Here is a 15,807-nt window from a genome sequence, read left to right as displayed (position 1 = left end):
TTATCGAATCATAGCAACTTCCTAGTCGGGGTGTACGAGGTTGGTCAGAGCAGTGGTGCATGGATTCAACACTTGCCGGTAAGGATTGGGCGGCTATTGTCGACGAAATCAAGAATGGGAGAATCACAATGGCAGAACGTAAATCCGCTCTCAAGCGCGCTCCTGAACGGCCTGCCCTCCGGGCGCTTCTCGATCGGGCAAAAACGGTCGAACTAACCGACGAAGAACTGCTCGATCAACGGATTAGCTTTGTGTATGGGAATGCTCCCAAAGGTTCGCGCATCACGCGTGATTCGGCAGAGAAAGCCGCCCGCAGCCTCAGAGTGAGCGGTCGACGAGAGGCATAATCATAGCCCTGTACCGACGGGAGAGATCATTGTATGTTTGTTCTTGAGCAAGAGAACCAAGATCTTTTTGATAGAATACAAGAGCAAAATCTCAATCGTCAGTACGAACTTCTCACAAATTGTATAGAAATTGGCCTGCTTAAAGGTCCAGCTGCTTTCGACAAGTATCTGCTGTGGGCTCTCAATCACGTTGCGGTTGCAAATATTTCACAATTCGGAGGGCGGTTCCGCCGCGAGCCGATCTATGTCGGCAATCACAAGCCGCCTCATTTCAAGGATGTCGATGAGTGGATGGACCGCTTCATCTCGACGGTTCAGGAAAACTGGTATGTCTGGACGGAAACAGAGCTTGCTGCCTACGGGCTCTGGCGGCTGAACTGGATTCACCCCTTCATCGAGGGCAATGGGAGAACTGCACGGGCCGTTTGCTACTATCTGCTCTGCGTGCGATCGGGGGCGCTCCTGCACGGCAGGAAGATCGTGCCCGAGCGCATCAGGGATGACCGGAAGGGATACGAGAGCGCCCTGATTGCCGCTGACCGGGAATGGGATGCAGGGCACTTGAACTTCGCGGAAATGGAAGAATGCCTCGCCGCTCTCCTGCAAGCGCAGTTGGAGAATGACGGTCTCCCTTATCAAGGAGCCGTGTGACGGTATAGACTGCTACCTCTCACCGGTGTCCCGGCGCGATTCGTACGGGCCGGACGCTCCGACACATTTTTCCTGCGGCCCCATGCGTTGAGCAAGCCATTCTCCCGCTGGCCGGATGGCGCCGATTGAACTGGTATAAAAGATGACACCGGCCGCCCGGCTATCCGCCGCCATGGAGATCCTCGCCGATCTCGACGCCCGTCGCCGCCCCGCCTCCGAGGCTCTCAAGGATTGGGGATTGTCGCATCGTTTTGCGGGATCGAAGGACCGTGCGGCCATCGCCTCGCTGGTGCATGACACCCTGCGCCGCCGTGCGGGCGCGGCCTGGCTGATGGGGACGGACGCGCCACGCGCGCTCGTGCTCGGCATGCTCGCCCTGATGCGGGGGCAGGATGCCGATGCGATCGCGGCTTTGTGCGATGGCAGCCGCTTCGCGCCTGCGCCGCTGAGCGATGCGGAGCGGGAGCGGCTGGCGCAGCCCCTGCCCGACGATGCGCCGGCAGCGGTGGCCGGGGATTATCCGGAATGGCTCGATGAGGCGCTCGTGGAGGCTTTCGGGGATGATCGCGCGGCGGAAATGCAGGCGCTGGCGACGCGCGCGCCGGTGGATATCCGCGCCAACACGCTCAAGACGGACCGAACCGCCTTGCAGGACATGCTCGCCCATCTCGCACCGGTGGAGACGCCGCATGCGCCGCATGGGCTGCGTATCCTGCCCGGGCCTGACGGGCGCGGACCGGCCTTGCAGAGCGAGCCGGAATTCATCAAGGGGTTATTCGAGATCCAGGACGAGGGCTCGCAGCTCGCCGCGCGCGCCAGCGCCGCCGCCCCTGGTGAGCAGGTGATCGATCTGTGCGCGGGTGGCGGAGGCAAGACGCTCGCCATGGCCGCGATGATGGAGAATCGCGGCCAGATCTTCGCCACCGATTCCGACAAGCGCCGCCTCGCGCCGATCCACGACCGCCTCGCCCGCGCTGGCATCCGCAACGTACAGGTGCGCACACCGCGCGGAGCCGAGGATCCGCTGGCCGATCTTGCAGACAGCGCCGATTGCGTCCTGGTTGACGCGCCCTGCTCGGGTACGGGGACCTGGCGGCGCAACCCGGATGCGAAATGGCGGCTGCGGCCCGGCAGCCTTTCGGGGCGCGTCAGCGAGCAGGAGCGGGTGCTCGATCGTGCCGCAGCGCTGGTCAGGCCCGGCGGGCGGCTTGTCTATGTGACCTGCTCGATCCTGCCGGCGGAGAATGACGCGGCCATAGCCGGGCTGCTGGCGCGCGATCCGCGCTTCACGGCGGTGCCTGACACGGAATGGCTCGCGCAGGCGGGGCTCGGAAGGCTGGCGGATGTGAGTCGCAAGACCGGTTATGGGCTTCAGCTGACGCCGTTGCGCACCGGCACGGACGGCTTCTTCATCGCCGTCCTGAGCCGCAGCGCCTGAGAGCGCGCAGCCTTGAGCGCGCAGCCTTCCTTCAGCGGCAAGGGCGGCGCGGGCCAATGCGCCGCACCGCCGTTTCGTTCCCAGATCGATTGCCGGGATATCTGCACGATATCCTGGATCAGGAGTCCGGCTATCCGACGAGATCGGGCAGCCACAGGGCGATCTGCGGGAAGTACCAGATCAGAGCCAGCGCCAGAAGCTGGATCAGCACGAAGGGGATGATGCCCTTGTAGATGTCCATCGTGGTGACACTCGCCGGCGCGACGCCGCGCAGATAGAACAGCGCGAAGCCGAAGGGAGGCGTCAGGAAGCTCATCTGCAGGTTGATCGACATCATCACGCCGAGCCAGACCGGATCAACCCCCATCATCAGCAGGATCGGCGCGACGATCGGCACGACCACGAAGATGATCTCGATGTAATCGAGGAAGAAGCCGAGGAAGAACATCAGCGCCATCACCGCCATCACCGCGCCGAAGGCCCCGCCGGGCAGGTTGTTGAGCACGTCCGTGACGATTTCCTCACCGCCCAGCGACCGGAAGACCAGCGCGAAGACCGAGGCGCCGAGCAGGATGACGAAGACCATCACGGTGATCTGCATCGAGGAGCGCATCACTTCCGTGAGAATGCCGGCCCGGAAGGTGCGCCAGAAAGCGACCACGATTCCGTAGACGAGAATGGCGACAGCGACGGTCACCGCCGCAATGGCCAGCCAGGTGGTGAATTCGACGACGCTGCGCTGGAAGCTCAGATTGAAGAAGAGGCGCGAGAAGACGATGAAGGCCACCGCGAGACCGGCCGCGTAGATGGGCCAGGGTGGACTCTCCTCGTTCGCGATGGCAAGCCCGGCCAGCAGCACCGCACCGACGGCACCGACGGCCGCGGCTTCGGTGGGCGGCGCGGCGCCGACCAGAATGGAGCCGAGCACGGCGAGGATCAGCACAGAGGGGGGCACCAGCACCCGGAGCACCTTCTTGCGCAATTCCCGCTTGTTGATATTGACGGGGATGGGCGGGCAGGCGGCGGGGCGGAAAGTGGCAACGAGCATGACATAGGCCATGTACATGCCGACCAGCATCAGCCCGGGCATCAGCGCGCCGGCGAAGAGATCGAGCACGTTGACGGGGCGCACCACGACGTCCCACTGACCCTCTGCCATCAGGGTGTTACGGGCCTGCGAAGCGGCGCCCTGCAGAATGTCGCCGAGCAGGACGAGCACGATCGAGGGCGGGATGATCTGGCCGAGCGTGCCCGAGGCGCAGATCACGCCCGTGGCCAGCCGCTTGTCATAGCCGTTATTGATCATCACAGGCAGGCTGAGCAGCCCCATGGTGATCACGGTCGCCCCGACGATGCCGGTCGAGGCGGCGAGCAGCATGCCCACCAGCACCACGGCGACGCCCAGGCCGCCGCGCAGCGAGCCGAACAATTGCCCCATCGTCTCGAGCAGGCTTTCGGCGATGCGCGAGCGCTCCAGCATCACGCCCATGAAGACGAAGAGCGGCACGGCGACGAGAATGTAATTCGTCATCGTGCCGAAATAACGGTTCGGCAGCGCACCGAGATCGCTCAGGCGCACGATATCGAGGCCGTAGCCGATGGCGAAGAAGAACAGGGCGACGCCCGCGAGCGAAAACGCGACAGGAAAGCCCAGCAGCAGAACGACACAGGCAGTCGCAAACATCAGGAGACTGAGAATCTCCCCGAGAAGTACAGGATCCATCTTCGTCAGGCCACTTCGTGAGGTTCGTCTTGGGATGACGCGTAGCGCATGTCGCCCTTCAGGACGAGGAGACTACGACCGATGAGGGAGACGCCCTGCAAGAGCATCAGCACGCCGAAGATCGGAATCACCGTCTTGAGCAGGAACAGGCCGGGAAGACCCCCCGCCTCGCTCGAACCCTCTAGGCGATCCCATGAGCGGATGACGAAGCCCTGGCTGTAATACAGTACCACGAGGATCATGGGCATCAGCAGGAAGAGGGATCCGAAGAGATTGATCATCGCCTTGGTGCGAGCGCTGGCGGGGCGATAGAAGACATCGACGCGGACATGGCCGTCATGCAGCAACGTGTAGGCTGCGCCCATCATGAAGACGGTGCCGTGCAACCAGACAAAGGATTCCTGCAACGCGACCCAACCGAGCCCGTAGACGTAGCGCAAGAGCACCACGACAAAGGCGATCAGCACCATGAGCACCATGAGCCAGGCCGTTGCGCGCCCCACATGCTCGTTGATGGCATCGATGATGCGCACCAGACCTCTGAGAAACGCCATATCCCCCCGTCATCTGGAAGTGGCGACCACGCCGGGATCTTTCGCCCCGCACGCAGTGGCCGCAATGATGCGGCCAACCGATTTCATTCACGAACGTACGCCCGTGCCGTAGCGGATTGACCATCCGGATTAGGCACAAAGGCGAACGTAGTTTCACTCAGACGCTATGCCCAGTTCGTGGGTAATGTGCAAGAGCTTGTTTGCGCATTTTTGCTCTAATCGACAGCAGCAGCTGCGCAAGCGGCGAGCGGGTGGCTGGTCGCCGAAGAAGCGAGGGGTCGTGGCTATGCTTGATTTCTCTTTGTTTTGATTAATCTCTTTGATTGTAATTTATCCTGCCCGGTCGCGACGCATCGCCGCGTCCGGGCCAGTCTTCCGGATCGCCTGTCGATCTCTCAAGAGGCCGCAGCGGGTGGCGTCTGTGCCTCGCCGAGATCCCAGTACAACCCTGCCATGATGGCGAGTCCCTCGCGGGCGATCGCGGCCGGCATGTGTTCGTTGGGCGCGTGCTGCGAACAGCCGGGATAGGAATGGGGCACCCAGATCGTCGGCAATTCAAGGATTTCCGCGAAAATGTCATTGGGCAGGGAGCCGCCCAGATTGGGCAGGATCGCCGGCTTGCCGCCGGTGGTCCGTGTGATCGAATCCACCGCCCAGTGCACCCAGGGATGGTCCGGGTCGAGCCGCGTGGCGGCGAAGACCTCGTCGCGCGCCTTGGCGATCTGCACCCGCTCGAAGCCATGTGCGTCGAGGTGACGGCGCAGCGCCGGAAGGATATCCTGTGGATCGACACCCACCACGAAGCGCAGTTGGCCCCGCGCCCAGGCGTTCGGCGGCACCGCGTTCACCGGCCCTTCCGGATTGCCGCATTTGAAGGCGAGGATCTGGAAGGAGGACCAGCCATAGACCTTCTCCGCCATGGTCATGCCCGGTTCACCCCACCACGGATCGAGCTCCGGCCCGCCCGGATCCGCCTTCACCTCGATCTCGGCGAGCACCCGTTTCACCGAATCGGGGATGGTCCCCGGCGTCCATTCCGGAATCCGGATCTCGCCCTTCGGGCCGGTGATGCAGGCGAGGGCATGGGCGAGCTCGATGCCCGGATTGGCGAGCAGCCCGCCGAAATTGCCGGAATGGTGGCCGCCCTCGCGGGCATCGATCCAGATATCCATGGCATAGCCGCCACGCGCGCCGAGAAAGATGGTCGGGCGCGAAATCGACAGGCGCGGACCGTCGGAGGCGATCAGCACATCGGCGCGGAATTTCTCGCGATGCGCCGCGCAGAGCTCGCGCAGGCCCGGCGAGCCGACTTCCTCACCCATCTCGATGATGTATTTGGCGTTGAAGCCGAGCTTGCCACGCTCCTCCAGCACGGCGCGAAGGCCGGCGATGTTGATCGAATGCTGGCCCTTGTTGTCGACCGTGCCGCGCCCGTACCAGAGCCCATCGCGCTCAACCAGTTCCCAGGGCGACAGCCCCTCTTTCCAGGCATCATCGAGACCACGAATGGCATCGCCATGGCCGTAGCCGAGGACGGTGACGAGACCGGGATCCTCAATGCGCTCGGCATAGAGGAAGGGGCCTTTTCCGGGTGGCTGATGCAGGATCTCACAGGTAAAACCCATGGCCTCGAGCACGGGCCGCATCTCTTCCTCGACATAACGGGCGAGATCCGCAGCGCGGTCGGGGTTCTGGCTTTCCGTGGGGATCGCCACGCGGCGGGCGAGATCGGCCTTGAAGGCACCGGTATCGAAATGCGCCTCGGCGCGGGCGACGGCCTTGTCGCGGGACATGACATCCTCCGTGGGTGAGAGCCCCGTCAGCAGGGCGTTGTTCGCATCGAGGGTTACGGTCTGCGCCGTCCGAATCAATGGGCAAGGGCGCCGGATGGGTTTCGCCCGCTTGGGTTTGCCCGGTGAGCGGGAATACTTGCGCGGAAACGGCAAGAATGCGCGACCGGAAGCGCCGTGGCGCGTGTAGGGTGTCGCCCGGAGGTGGAGATGGACAGGAATGTGTCGGCGCGTCCGGTTGATCCGAGAACAGTACCGGGCATCTGGTTGCTCTGGCGGCGCGAGATAATCGCGACGCTGGCGCTCGCCTGGCCGATGATCGCGATCAACCTCTCGCAAACCGGGCTCGGCGCCACCGATGTGGTGATGCTTGCCTGGCTCGGGCCGGAGGTGCTGGCTGCCGGCTCGCTCGGATACAATCTCTATTTCGTCTCCTTCATCGGCGGTCTCGGTCTGATCAGCGCCATCTCGGCGATGATCGCAGCCGAGCGCGGGCGCAACCGGCATGCCGTGCGCGAGGTGCGCCGCTCCTTCCGCCAGGGCCTGTGGAGCGCCGTGGCGCTTTCGGTGCCGATCTGGATCGCTCTGTGGAATGCCGAGACGATCCTGATCGGGCTCGGGCAGGAGCCGGCGCTCGCAGCCCAGGCGGCGGAATATCTGCGCTACAAGCAATGGGCGCTTCTGCCGATGCTCGGCTTCGTCGCGCTGCGTTTCTTTCTGGCGGGGATGGAGCGCCCCTTCCTCGCCCTCGTCGTCTCGTTGACCGGACTCGCGGTCAATGCGCTGGCGAATTACGCGCTGATCTTCGGCAATTTCGGCGCGCCGGCCATGGGGCTCAACGGCGCAGGCATCGCCACGACGCTGACGGCGAGCTTCATGTTCGTGATGCTCACGCTGATCGCCCGGCGTGACCGGCGTTTCAGGCGTTATGCGCTGTTCGGGCGTTTCTGGCGCGCTGACTGGCCGCGTTTCTTCGAGCTCTGGCGGCTGGGCATGCCGATCTCGGCGATGATCCTGTTTGAGGTGATGATCTTTTCCGCCGCACTCTTCCTGATGGGGATGATCTCGACCGAGTCGCTGGCCGCCCACACCATCGCCATCCAGATCGCTTCGCTGGCCTTCATGGTGCCTCTGGGCCTCGGCCAGGCCGTGACCGTGCGCGTCGGCGTGGCTTACGGCGCGCGCGACCATGACGCGATCACCCGGGCGGGCTGGAGCGCCTTCGGTATCGCCATGGTCTTCATGAGCATCGCCGCGCTGGTGATGATCACCGTGCCGCATCTTTTGATCAGTGCTTTCCTCAGCCTCGACGATCCGGAAAACGCGCGCGTCATCGCGCTTGCCGTCTCCTTCCTCGCCATGGCCGCAATCTTCCAGATCGTGGACGGTGCGCAGGCCGTGGGGGCGGGAATGCTGCGGGGTTTGCAGGATACGCGCATCCCGATGCTCTATGCCGGCTTCGGCTACTGGCTCGTCGGCATGCCGATCGCGGTCGGATTCGGGCTTTACTCGCCGCTCGCCGGTGTCGGCGTCTGGATGGGGCTCGCAGGCGGGCTCACCGTGGTCGCGATCCTTTTGATCTGGCGCTGGCGGCGGCGCGACAGACTCGGCCTGCTCCCCGATACCCGCCGCCCGGCACAGGTGATGCGCGGGCGCGGGAGGGCTGCAGCGCCTGGAAAGACACTATAGCAGCGCGCGCAGCGAATCGCGGATCTCGGCTTCCTCATCGGTTGGGATTACCGCAGCGGAAATGCGGCTTTCCGGGCGCGAGATGATCGGGCCGTGGGCTTCATTGGCCGCCTCGTCCGGGATCAGTCCGAGCCAGGCGAGGCCGTGCATCACGCGCAGGCGAAGCGCCGCGTCGTGCTCGCCGATCCCGGCTGTAAAGACGAGGCCGTCGAGCCCGCCGAGATCAGCGGCCAGCGCGCCGATGTGATGCAGGATCGAAGCGGCAAAAAGCGCGATCGCCTCCTCGGCCTCCGGCGCATCGCTCGCGGCGAGCTTGCGCATGTCGTTGCTGATGCCGGATACGCCGAGCAGCCCCGATTGCTTGCCGAGCAGCTTCTCCAGCGCATCGGCATCGAGGCCCTTGTCGCGCATCAGGTGGATCAGCACGCCGGGATCGATCTGCCCGCAGCGCGTGCCCATCATCACCCCGTCAAGTGCCGTGAAACCCATCGTGGTGGAGACGCTTGTTCCCGCCTCCATGCCGCACAGGCTCACGCCGCTGCCCAGATGCGCGACGATGACCTTCCCCGCAGCCGTCTGGGCATCGAAGGTTCCGGGCAGGAGCCGCGCGATATGGGCGTAGGACAGGCCATGGAAGCCGTAGCGCAGGATGCCTTCTTCGCTGAGCGCGCGCGGCAGGGCGAAGAGCTTCGACAGGCGCGGGCGGGCATGGTGGAAGGCGGTGTCGAAACAGGCGACCTGCGGGATGCCGGCCCACAAGGCCTCTGCCGCGTGGATTCCGGCGAGATTATGCGGCTGGTGCTGCGGCGCCAGCGGGGTCAGCCGGTCGAGACTGTCGAGGATGTCCGGTGTGACCCTTACGGGCGCGGCGAAATCCGGTCCGCCATGCACGACGCGATGGCCGATGCCACTGATCTCCCGATCTGCGAAGCGCGCGGAAAGCGTCTCCAGCAGCCAGATGGTCAGGTCGCGGATCTGCGGCTTGTCCTGCGGCGGTGCGGCGCCGTCGAGCGCATCACCGCCCTCATTCATGACCAGCGCCGGCTCGTGCCCGACATTCTCGATCCGCCCGCGCGCGATCACGCCGTCACCGTCAGCGGGATAGAGCGCGAACTTGATCGTCGAGGAGCCGATATTGAGAACGAGGAGAGCCGCACTCATTCCGCCGCTCCCTTGAGGGTGTCGCTGCGCCTTGCATAAAGCTGTGCGAGGGCGGCGGAGGCGAGGCGGGAATCAGCGCTGTCGGCGCGCGATGTCAGCATGATCGGCACCCGTGCACCGATCACGATCCCCGCCGATTCGGCGCCGGCGAGATAGATCAGCTGCTTGGCGATCATGTTGCCGCTCTCCAGATTGGGCGCGACAAGGATATCGGCCTGGCCCGCCACGGGCGAGTTGATCCCCTTGGCCTTCACGGCGGCGGGCGAGATGGCGTTGTCGAAGGCAAGCGGCCCGTCGATCAGCCCGCCCGTGATCTGGCCGCGGTCATGCATCTTGCAAAGCGCAGCCGCGACGAGGGTCGAGGGCAGGCGGCCCGTGACGGTCTCGACGGCGGAGAGCAGGGCGGCTTTTGGCATGTCGGTGCCGAGCGCCCGGCACAGATCAATGGCGTTCTGGACGATGTCCTGGAGCTCCTCAAGATCCGGGGCGATGTTGATCGCGGCATCGGTGACGAAGAGCATGCGCGGATAGCTCGGCACGTCCAGCGCGAAGATATGGCTCAGCCGGCGATCCGTGCGCAGCCCTTTCGACCGGCTGACCACGGCGCCGAGCAATTCGTCCGTGTGCAGCTTGCCCTTCATCAGCGCCTCGGCCCGGCCTTCGCGCACGAGTTCCACCGCGCGCTCGGCGGCGGCATGGGAATGGGGCACGTCGATGATCTCGAATTCGCTGATATCGAGATCCGCCTCGTCGGCGGCAGCGGCGATCTTCGCTTCCGGCCCGACGAGAACCGGGCGGATGATGCGCTCGCGCGCGGCGCGTATGGCACCGTCGAGGCTCAACTCGTCGCAGGGATGCACCACGGCGGTGACCAGCGGATCGTGCTCGCGGGTCTGTTCCACGAGCGCCTTGAAGCGTGCACTCGGCGCATGCAGCGTGATCTCCGGCAGGACGGCGCGGGGCCGGCGCACCTTCTCGCGCGGCGCGAGCACCCGCGCCTCGCCGCTGATGACCTCGTCGCCCTTCTGGTTGGTACAGCAACAGGCGAGCGTGACATGGCCCTTCTCGGCATTCTTGGCCGTGACCGTGACGCTGCTCGTGATCGTATCGCCCACACCGACCGGGCCACGGAAATGCAGGGACTGGTCGAGATAGATCGTTCCCGGGCCGGGCAGGCGGGTGCCCAGCACGGCGGATATCAGCGCGCCGCCCCACATGCCATGGGCGATGACGCGGTGAAAATGACCCTTTTGCGCGTAGTCATCGTCGAGATGGGCGGGGTTCACATCTCCCGACATCACCGCGAAGACATTGATATCCTCGCGCGTCAGGCTGCGCGTGATCTCGGCGCTGTCGCCGACGGCGATCTCGTCGAAGGTGCGGTTCTCGATATAATCCATTTCGAGCCTCTTTCCGGGGGGGGGCTGGTTCAGGCGAATCGGCTCACATGCGGATATGGCGACCGGCATCGACATACATGATGTTGCCCGTCATGCCGGCGGCACCGTCGCTCGCGAGGAAGCGTGCGGCCGCGCCGACTTCCTCGATCGTCACGAGGCGCCCCTCGGCCGAGCGCGCGCGGGCATCGTCGATCAGCGCGTCGAAATGCGAGATCCCCGAGGCCGCGCGCGTGGCGATCGGGCCGGGGGACAGGGCGTTGACGCGGATATCCGCCGCCCCGAGCTCGGCGGCCATGTAGCGCGTCGCGGCTTCGAGCGCCGCCTTGACCGGGCCCATGATGTTGTAATGGTCGACGACCTTCTCGGCGCCGTAATAGCTCACCGTCATCACGCTGCCGCCGTCGCGCATCAGCGGTTCGGCGGCGCGCGCCATGCGGATGAAGGAATGGCAGGAGATATCCATGGCCTGGGCGAAACCGTCGCGCGAGCAATCGACCACGCGCCCGTGCAGATCCTCGCGCGGACAGAAGGCGACGGAATGGAGCAGGAAATCGAGCCGGCCCCATTTCTGCGCGACGGCCTCGAACACGGCTGCGAGCTGAGCATCATCGCCGAGATCGAGCGGCAGCAGGAGCTGTGCGCCAAGCGCTTCGCTGACGGGGGCCACATGGGGCCTCGCCCGTTCGTTGAGATAGGTGATGGCGAGTTCGGCACCGGCCTCCGCGAAGGCGCGGGCGCAGCCGGCGGCAATGGATTTGTCATTGGCGATGCCGACAACGAGGCCGACCTTGCCGGCGAGTTCGCCCGTAACGGAATTCGCCTCGGTTTCCTTGCCGATCGCTTCGCTCATGGACTGGTCCTTTTTGCGGTGCACACAAGTCGAATTAGCATTCTTGCCGGCGCGCGCCATCAGGATAAGGTTTAGGCGACGCATATGACGATGATAACACGGCGCAACCGGGACCCGTGATCCCCGAAAGTTGGGCATTTGCACGTCTGGCAGGCGCCCGGCTGCACGAATTTGATGCGTTGCAGCAAATGCAGGGCCGCATGGCGAAGGGAAAAGCGGAAAGGCGACCGGCTCAGGCGCTTGCAGTTCCGGCGGCCTCGGCTAAAGTCGTGTCCGCAACGGGGGCAGATCGGGTATGAAGAAGTTGCTTTTGGTCATTGTCGCAGCGGCAGGGCTGTCGGCTTGCCAGACGACGCAGGAAGTCGCGGAGAACATGCGCGGTGAATGGATCGGCCAGCCGGTCGATTCATTCTTCGTCATGCATGGTCCACCGGTTTCGGAATATGCGCTCTCGGGCGGAGGCACGATCTATACCTGGCGCGGCGGCGAGGACAGCTTCACGCGACCGGCGCAGATCCGCAGCACGACCGTCGGCGGGCAGAGCTTCGGTTCCTCGCAGACCCGCTCGCGAACCACGCATCAGGGGCCGGGGAGAACGGTGACACGTTCGACGACAACATCCGCCTCGATCGGCTTTCCGGGCCTCACGCAGGATGTGATCGTGCGGCCTGCCGAGCGGGTCGAGCTGGTCTGTGAGGCGCAGATCTCGGTGGATGACGCGGGTATCATCGAGCAGGTGCGGATCAGCCGCGACACCGAAGGTCGCGGCTTCTCGTTTTCGCGCTGCGCGGAAGTCTTCGGCTCCTGATCGGCAATCGGCGCTTCAATCCCGCTTCATGGTGACGTTGAGCGCGGGCCTGGTGTTGATCGTCTGGAAGACCACGCAATAGCGCTCAGTCAGCTTCAGGAGCTGGTCGAGCTGCTCCTGGTCGGCATCGGTCTCGACATCGAAGGTGAGATTGATCTCGCGAAAGCCGACCGGCGCCTCCTTGTCGACGCCGAGCGTGCCGCGGAAATCGAGCACGCCCTCGGCATGCACGTCGCCGCGCCGGAGTGCGATGCCGAGGGCGGTGGCGACCGCTTTCAGCGTGACGCCGGCACAGGCGACCAGGGCTTCGAGCAGCATGTCGCCCGAACACAGTTCCGCACCGCTGCCGCCGGTGGCCGGGTGCAGCCCGGCCACGGCCAGCGCACGGCCGGTATCGACCTTGCAGGCGATGCCCTGCGCATCGATCGAGCCTTTCGCTGAGAGCGTGATCAGCGCGGCATCGGCATCATCGCGATATTGCTGCTTGAGCGGCGCTTGCAGCGTGCGCAGGGCCTGTCCGTCCATGGGGCGTTCCTTTCCTGATATTGCTTCCGGATAAAGCGTTTTGCCGCGCACGTCACCACCAATGACCGGCGGCCTGCGCGGTGCGCTCGGTCTGGGGCGGCTGGCGGGCCTCGTCGAGCGCTTCCAGCAAGCGTCTGACATCCTGCTCGAAACCGGTGCGCGTCTGCTGGCGGGGGCGAGCGAGGGTGATCGGCAATTCATCATGGATGCGCCCGGGGCGCGCGCGCATGACGAAGGCGCGATCGGCCAGCGTCACGGCCTCGGAGACGTCATGGGTCACCATCAGCACGATCGGGCGCACATCCTCCCACAGATCGAGCAGGGCCCCGTGCAGGCTCGCGCGGGTGAAGGCATCCAGCGCGGAGAACGGCTCGTCGAGGAGGAGCAGTTTGGGGCGCGTCACCAGCGCGCGGGCGATGGCGACACGCTGCTGCTGGCCACCGGAGAGATCGCGCGGCCAGCGCCCGGCATGTTCGGCGAGGCCGATCCGCTCCAGCGCATGCATGATGCGCGCATCGCGCTGTGCGCGCGGCAGATGGTCGATGCCGAAGCCGACATTGTCGGCGACGCTGAGCCAGGGCAGGAGGCGCGGCTCCTGAAAGACCACCGCGACGGCGGGATGCGGGCCGCTGATGGTCTCGCCATCCAGGCTGATTGTCCCGCCGGTGGCGTGGTCGAGGCCTGCGGCGAGGCGCAGGAGCGTGGTCTTGCCGCAGCCCGATCCACCGATCAGCGCGGCGATCTCGCCGGTGCGGATTTCGAGATTGATATTGGACAGGGCTTGCGTCCCGTCCGCATAGGTCTTGGCGAGATGGGAAAGGGTGAGCATTACAGGCGCTCCCTGACGGTATCCTGCCAGCGAATGAGCGGGGCAGTGAGGGTGACGAGCAGCCAGTCCGCGGCCTTGCCGAGCAGGGCGAAGGCGATGATGGCGGCGACGATCTGGTCGGTCATGCCCATCTGCTGGCCATCGACGAGCAGATAGCCGAGGCCCTCCGAGGCGCCCATGAATTCCGCCGCGACGACGAACATGAAACCGAGGCCGAGCCCCGAGCGCAGCGCGGTGAGGGTCTCCGGCAGGATCGCCGGCAGCAGGATGCGCCGGGCCATCGCCGGACGCGAGAGCCGGAAGGCGCGCCCGACTTCGACGAGTTTGCGGTCGACGGAGAGAATGCCCTGCGCCACGCCGAGATAGACCGGGAAGAACACGCCGACGGCAATCAGCATGACCTTGGAGGTCTCGAAGATGCCGAACCAGAGAATGAACAAGGGCACCCAGGCGATCGAGGGCACCGCGCGCAGAGCCTGCAGGGTCGGATCGAGCAGTTTGCGCAGAAACCCGCTCGCCCCCGAGAGCGCGCCGAAAATGATGCCGGCGACGGCACCCAGCGCGAAACCGGCCAGAACCCGCCAGAGTGTCGCCCAGACATGGCGCCAGAGATCGCCGTAGAGCGCGAGTTCGTGGAAGGCGCTTGCGATGCGGCTCGGTGGCGGCATCAGCCGTCCCTCGGCGAGGCCGAAGCTGACGGCGGCTTCCCAGCCGATGGCGAGCCCCAGCGGCAGGATCAACGCGAGCGCGAACTGGTCGCTGAACCAGTGCCTGCGGGAATGCATGCGGGATCCGGCTGCGTTCGGCGCCACACCCGTCGCGGCAGGCTGGTGCGAGCCTGCCGCCGGCTCGGTCGCGTCATGGGTGTCTGCTGCCTGTGGCAGGGCCATGCTCGTCTCCTCGCGGTGCGTCACGCGATACGCGTTTCGGTTACTGCGTCGAGGCAGGGTTGAAGCGCGTGTCGATCAGGGCGTCGAGATGCGTCTCGACTTCGACATTACGGCGAATCACGCCCGCCTCCTGAAGGGCGAGGCCGGCCTGCAGGATGGTCTCGCGCTGGCCGTTACCGATGCCGGAATGGGTCAGATCGGTGCGCTCGAACTGCCGCGCGACCACGTCCTGCGGCAGGCGGGTGAACTCCTGGAACAGCGCCTGGATTGCCTTTGGATCGGACAGGGCCTCGGCGCGGGCGCGCTCATAGGCGGCGATGACGCGCTCGACCAGCTCCGGATGCTCTTCGGCGAAGGCGGTGCGCACGTTGAGAATGCCCCAGCTATTGGCATCGGCGTCGCGGTAGAACAGGCGCGCGCCGCTCTCGAGCTCGGAGGCTGCCATCATCGGATCGAGCCCGGCCCAGGCCTGCACGTCGCCGCGTTCCAGCGCGAGGCGACCATCGGCATGCTGGAGCAGCACGAGACGCACGTCCCGCTCGGTCAGGCCGGCGGAGGCCAGCGCACGCACGAGGAAGATGTGCGGATCGGTGCCGCGCGTCACCGCGACGGTCTTGCCTGCGAGATCGGCGACGCTCTCGATTTCGCTATCGGCGCTTGTGACAAGCGCGGTCCATTCCGGCTGGGAATAGACGTAGATCGCGTTGATCGGATTGCCGTTGATGCGCCCGATCAGGGATGCGGCGCCGGCGGTCGAACCGAAATCGAGGGAGCCGGCATTGAGGAATTCGAGCGCCCGGTTGGAGCCGTGAGACTGCACCCAGCGCACGTCGATCCCGTCTTCCGCCAACGCTTCCTCAAGATAGCCGCGCTCCTTCAGGAGCAGGCTGACGGGGTTGTAGGTGGCATAATCAACGCGGATCTCGCTGGGAGTCTGGGCAGAGACGTTCGTCATGCCGAACGCTGCCAGAGTGATAAAGCTTGCGAGGACTTTTTTGAAACGCGTGAAACGGCGCATGGCTTGCCCTTTCGCCTTAAATTTGTGATGAAATCTAACCGCATGCGTGTGGCAGAAACCGAAAACGCATGCGCAGATTGTTGTATGGCTGGATCAATCCGTTCGTTTTGTAGAACGGCGCGATTCAATTTGTC

15 protein-coding genes are annotated in these 15,807 nt (G+C 65.0%); 5 read left to right on the top strand and 10 right to left on the bottom strand.

What is annotated here, in order from left to right; genetic code table 11:
• Window positions 1-59 precede the first annotated feature (59 nt).
• The 3 genes from GA0071312_RS19770 to GA0071312_RS17170 all read left to right on the top strand — a co-directional run bounded on the left by GA0071312_RS19770 (window position 60) and on the right by GA0071312_RS17170 (window position 2,436).
• Window positions 60-347, top strand: a complete 288-nt coding sequence (locus GA0071312_RS19770; protein ID WP_131817853.1) for a hypothetical protein — start codon at window positions 60-62, stop codon at window positions 345-347.
• A 33-nt stretch (window positions 348-380) separates the two neighbouring features.
• Entirely contained in the window at window positions 381-998 is a 618-nt protein-coding gene (locus tag GA0071312_RS17175; protein WP_074445952.1) for a Fic family protein, read from the top strand.
• Window positions 999-1,140: 142 nt separating this feature from the next.
• Window positions 1,141-2,436, top strand: a complete 1,296-nt coding sequence (locus GA0071312_RS17170; protein ID WP_074445951.1) for an RsmB/NOP family class I SAM-dependent RNA methyltransferase — start codon at window positions 1,141-1,143, stop codon at window positions 2,434-2,436.
• Window positions 2,437-2,566: 130 nt separating this feature from the next.
• Here GA0071312_RS17170 and GA0071312_RS17165 read toward each other — a convergent pair whose 3' ends face one another.
• From GA0071312_RS17165 to GA0071312_RS17155, 3 genes are all read right to left on the bottom strand, one after another.
• Window positions 2,567-4,159, bottom strand: a complete 1,593-nt coding sequence (locus GA0071312_RS17165) for a TRAP transporter large permease (protein ID WP_074445950.1) — start codon at window positions 4,157-4,159, stop codon at window positions 2,567-2,569.
• 5 nt (window positions 4,160-4,164) lie between these two features.
• Entirely contained in the window at window positions 4,165-4,713 is a 549-nt protein-coding gene (locus tag GA0071312_RS17160; protein WP_074445949.1) for a TRAP transporter small permease subunit, read from the bottom strand.
• Between the two features lie 395 nt (window positions 4,714-5,108).
• Window positions 5,109-6,506 (bottom strand): M20 family metallopeptidase, encoded by a 1,398-nt coding sequence (locus tag GA0071312_RS17155; RefSeq protein WP_074446307.1) that lies wholly within the window; start codon window positions 6,504-6,506, stop codon window positions 5,109-5,111.
• Window positions 6,507-6,713: 207 nt separating this feature from the next.
• Between GA0071312_RS17155 and GA0071312_RS17150 the strand changes: the two genes are divergently transcribed.
• Entirely contained in the window at window positions 6,714-8,192 is a 1,479-nt protein-coding gene (locus GA0071312_RS17150) for an MATE family efflux transporter (RefSeq protein ID WP_083204720.1), read from the top strand.
• On the opposite strand, the gene GA0071312_RS17145 is transcribed toward GA0071312_RS17150, so the two are convergent.
• Genes GA0071312_RS17145 through fabI form a run of 3 tightly spaced genes read right to left on the bottom strand, consistent with a single transcriptional unit; the run spans window position 8,187 to window position 11,603 of the window.
• Window positions 8,187-9,353, bottom strand: coding sequence for an acetate/propionate family kinase (locus tag GA0071312_RS17145; protein WP_074445948.1), 1,167 nt, complete (start codon window positions 9,351-9,353; stop codon window positions 8,187-8,189). The two genes, GA0071312_RS17150 and GA0071312_RS17145, sit on opposite strands and share 6 nt — an antisense overlap.
• Window positions 9,350-10,753 (bottom strand): bifunctional enoyl-CoA hydratase/phosphate acetyltransferase, encoded by a 1,404-nt coding sequence (locus tag GA0071312_RS17140; RefSeq protein WP_074445947.1) that lies wholly within the window; start codon window positions 10,751-10,753, stop codon window positions 9,350-9,352. Before GA0071312_RS17140 ends, GA0071312_RS17145 begins: the two co-directional genes overlap by 4 nt.
• A gap of 43 nt (window positions 10,754-10,796) precedes the next feature.
• Window positions 10,797-11,603: an enoyl-ACP reductase FabI gene (gene fabI / locus GA0071312_RS17135; protein ID WP_074445946.1), complete on the bottom strand. Its 807-nt coding sequence runs from the start codon at window positions 11,601-11,603 to the stop codon at window positions 10,797-10,799.
• A gap of 295 nt (window positions 11,604-11,898) precedes the next feature.
• Here fabI and GA0071312_RS17130 point away from each other — a divergent pair, with 295 nt between their 5' ends.
• On the top strand, window positions 11,899-12,411 hold the full coding sequence (locus GA0071312_RS17130; protein ID WP_074445945.1) for a membrane lipoprotein lipid attachment site-containing protein: 513 nt from the start codon (window positions 11,899-11,901) through the stop codon (window positions 12,409-12,411).
• A gap of 15 nt (window positions 12,412-12,426) precedes the next feature.
• On the opposite strand, the gene GA0071312_RS17125 is transcribed toward GA0071312_RS17130, so the two are convergent.
• From GA0071312_RS17125 to GA0071312_RS17110, 4 genes are all read right to left on the bottom strand, one after another.
• Window positions 12,427-12,936: an OsmC family protein gene (locus GA0071312_RS17125; RefSeq protein ID WP_074445944.1), complete on the bottom strand. Its 510-nt coding sequence runs from the start codon at window positions 12,934-12,936 to the stop codon at window positions 12,427-12,429.
• A 52-nt stretch (window positions 12,937-12,988) separates the two neighbouring features.
• On the bottom strand, window positions 12,989-13,765 hold the full coding sequence (locus tag GA0071312_RS17120; RefSeq protein WP_074445943.1) for an ABC transporter ATP-binding protein: 777 nt from the start codon (window positions 13,763-13,765) through the stop codon (window positions 12,989-12,991).
• A complete protein-coding gene (locus tag GA0071312_RS17115) occupies window positions 13,765-14,550 on the bottom strand; it encodes an ABC transporter permease (protein ID WP_074445942.1) in 786 nt (261 codons plus the stop codon). Before GA0071312_RS17115 ends, GA0071312_RS17120 begins: the two co-directional genes overlap by 1 nt.
• Before the next feature lie 145 nt (window positions 14,551-14,695).
• On the bottom strand, window positions 14,696-15,610 hold the full coding sequence (locus GA0071312_RS17110; protein ID WP_238947277.1) for an aliphatic sulfonate ABC transporter substrate-binding protein: 915 nt from the start codon (window positions 15,608-15,610) through the stop codon (window positions 14,696-14,698).
• Window positions 15,611-15,807 lie beyond the last annotated feature (197 nt).

This window comes from Saliniramus fredricksonii (genome assembly GCF_900094735.1).
GTDB classification, from domain to species: Bacteria; Pseudomonadota; Alphaproteobacteria; order Rhizobiales; family Beijerinckiaceae; genus Saliniramus; species Saliniramus fredricksonii.
Note: the sequence above shows the minus strand (reverse complement) of the source record. Positions and strands in the feature narration are given on the sequence as shown.

Bases quoted from the DNA above. Each gene is read 5' to 3' on its own strand.
- GA0071312_RS17110 (WP_238947277.1), bottom strand. From the start codon at position 15,610: ATGACGAACGTCTCTGCCCAGACTCCCAGCGAGATCCGCGTTGATTAT.
- fabI (WP_074445946.1), bottom strand. From the start codon at position 11,603: ATGAGCGAAGCGATCGGCAAGGAAACCGAGGCGAATTCCGTTACGGGC.
- GA0071312_RS17175 (WP_074445952.1), top strand. From the start codon at position 381: ATGTTTGTTCTTGAGCAAGAGAACCAAGATCTTTTTGATAGAATACAA.
- GA0071312_RS17165 (WP_074445950.1), bottom strand. From the start codon at position 4,159: ATGGATCCTGTACTTCTCGGGGAGATTCTCAGTCTCCTGATGTTTGCG.
- GA0071312_RS17115 (WP_074445942.1), bottom strand. From the start codon at position 14,550: ATGCATTCCCGCAGGCACTGGTTCAGCGACCAGTTCGCGCTCGCGTTG.
- GA0071312_RS17120 (WP_074445943.1), bottom strand. From the start codon at position 13,765: ATGCTCACCCTTTCCCATCTCGCCAAGACCTATGCGGACGGGACGCAA.
- GA0071312_RS17155 (WP_074446307.1), bottom strand. From the start codon at position 6,506: ATGTCCCGCGACAAGGCCGTCGCCCGCGCCGAGGCGCATTTCGATACC.
- GA0071312_RS17145 (WP_074445948.1), bottom strand. From the start codon at position 9,353: ATGAGTGCGGCTCTCCTCGTTCTCAATATCGGCTCCTCGACGATCAAG.
- GA0071312_RS17130 (WP_074445945.1), top strand. From the start codon at position 11,899: ATGAAGAAGTTGCTTTTGGTCATTGTCGCAGCGGCAGGGCTGTCGGCT.
- GA0071312_RS17160 (WP_074445949.1), bottom strand. From the start codon at position 4,713: ATGGCGTTTCTCAGAGGTCTGGTGCGCATCATCGATGCCATCAACGAG.
- GA0071312_RS19770 (WP_131817853.1), top strand. From the start codon at position 60: ATGGATTCAACACTTGCCGGTAAGGATTGGGCGGCTATTGTCGACGAA.
- GA0071312_RS17150 (WP_083204720.1), top strand. From the start codon at position 6,714: ATGGACAGGAATGTGTCGGCGCGTCCGGTTGATCCGAGAACAGTACCG.
- GA0071312_RS17140 (WP_074445947.1), bottom strand. From the start codon at position 10,753: ATGGATTATATCGAGAACCGCACCTTCGACGAGATCGCCGTCGGCGAC.
- GA0071312_RS17170 (WP_074445951.1), top strand. From the start codon at position 1,141: ATGACACCGGCCGCCCGGCTATCCGCCGCCATGGAGATCCTCGCCGAT.
- GA0071312_RS17125 (WP_074445944.1), bottom strand. From the start codon at position 12,936: ATGGACGGACAGGCCCTGCGCACGCTGCAAGCGCCGCTCAAGCAGCAA.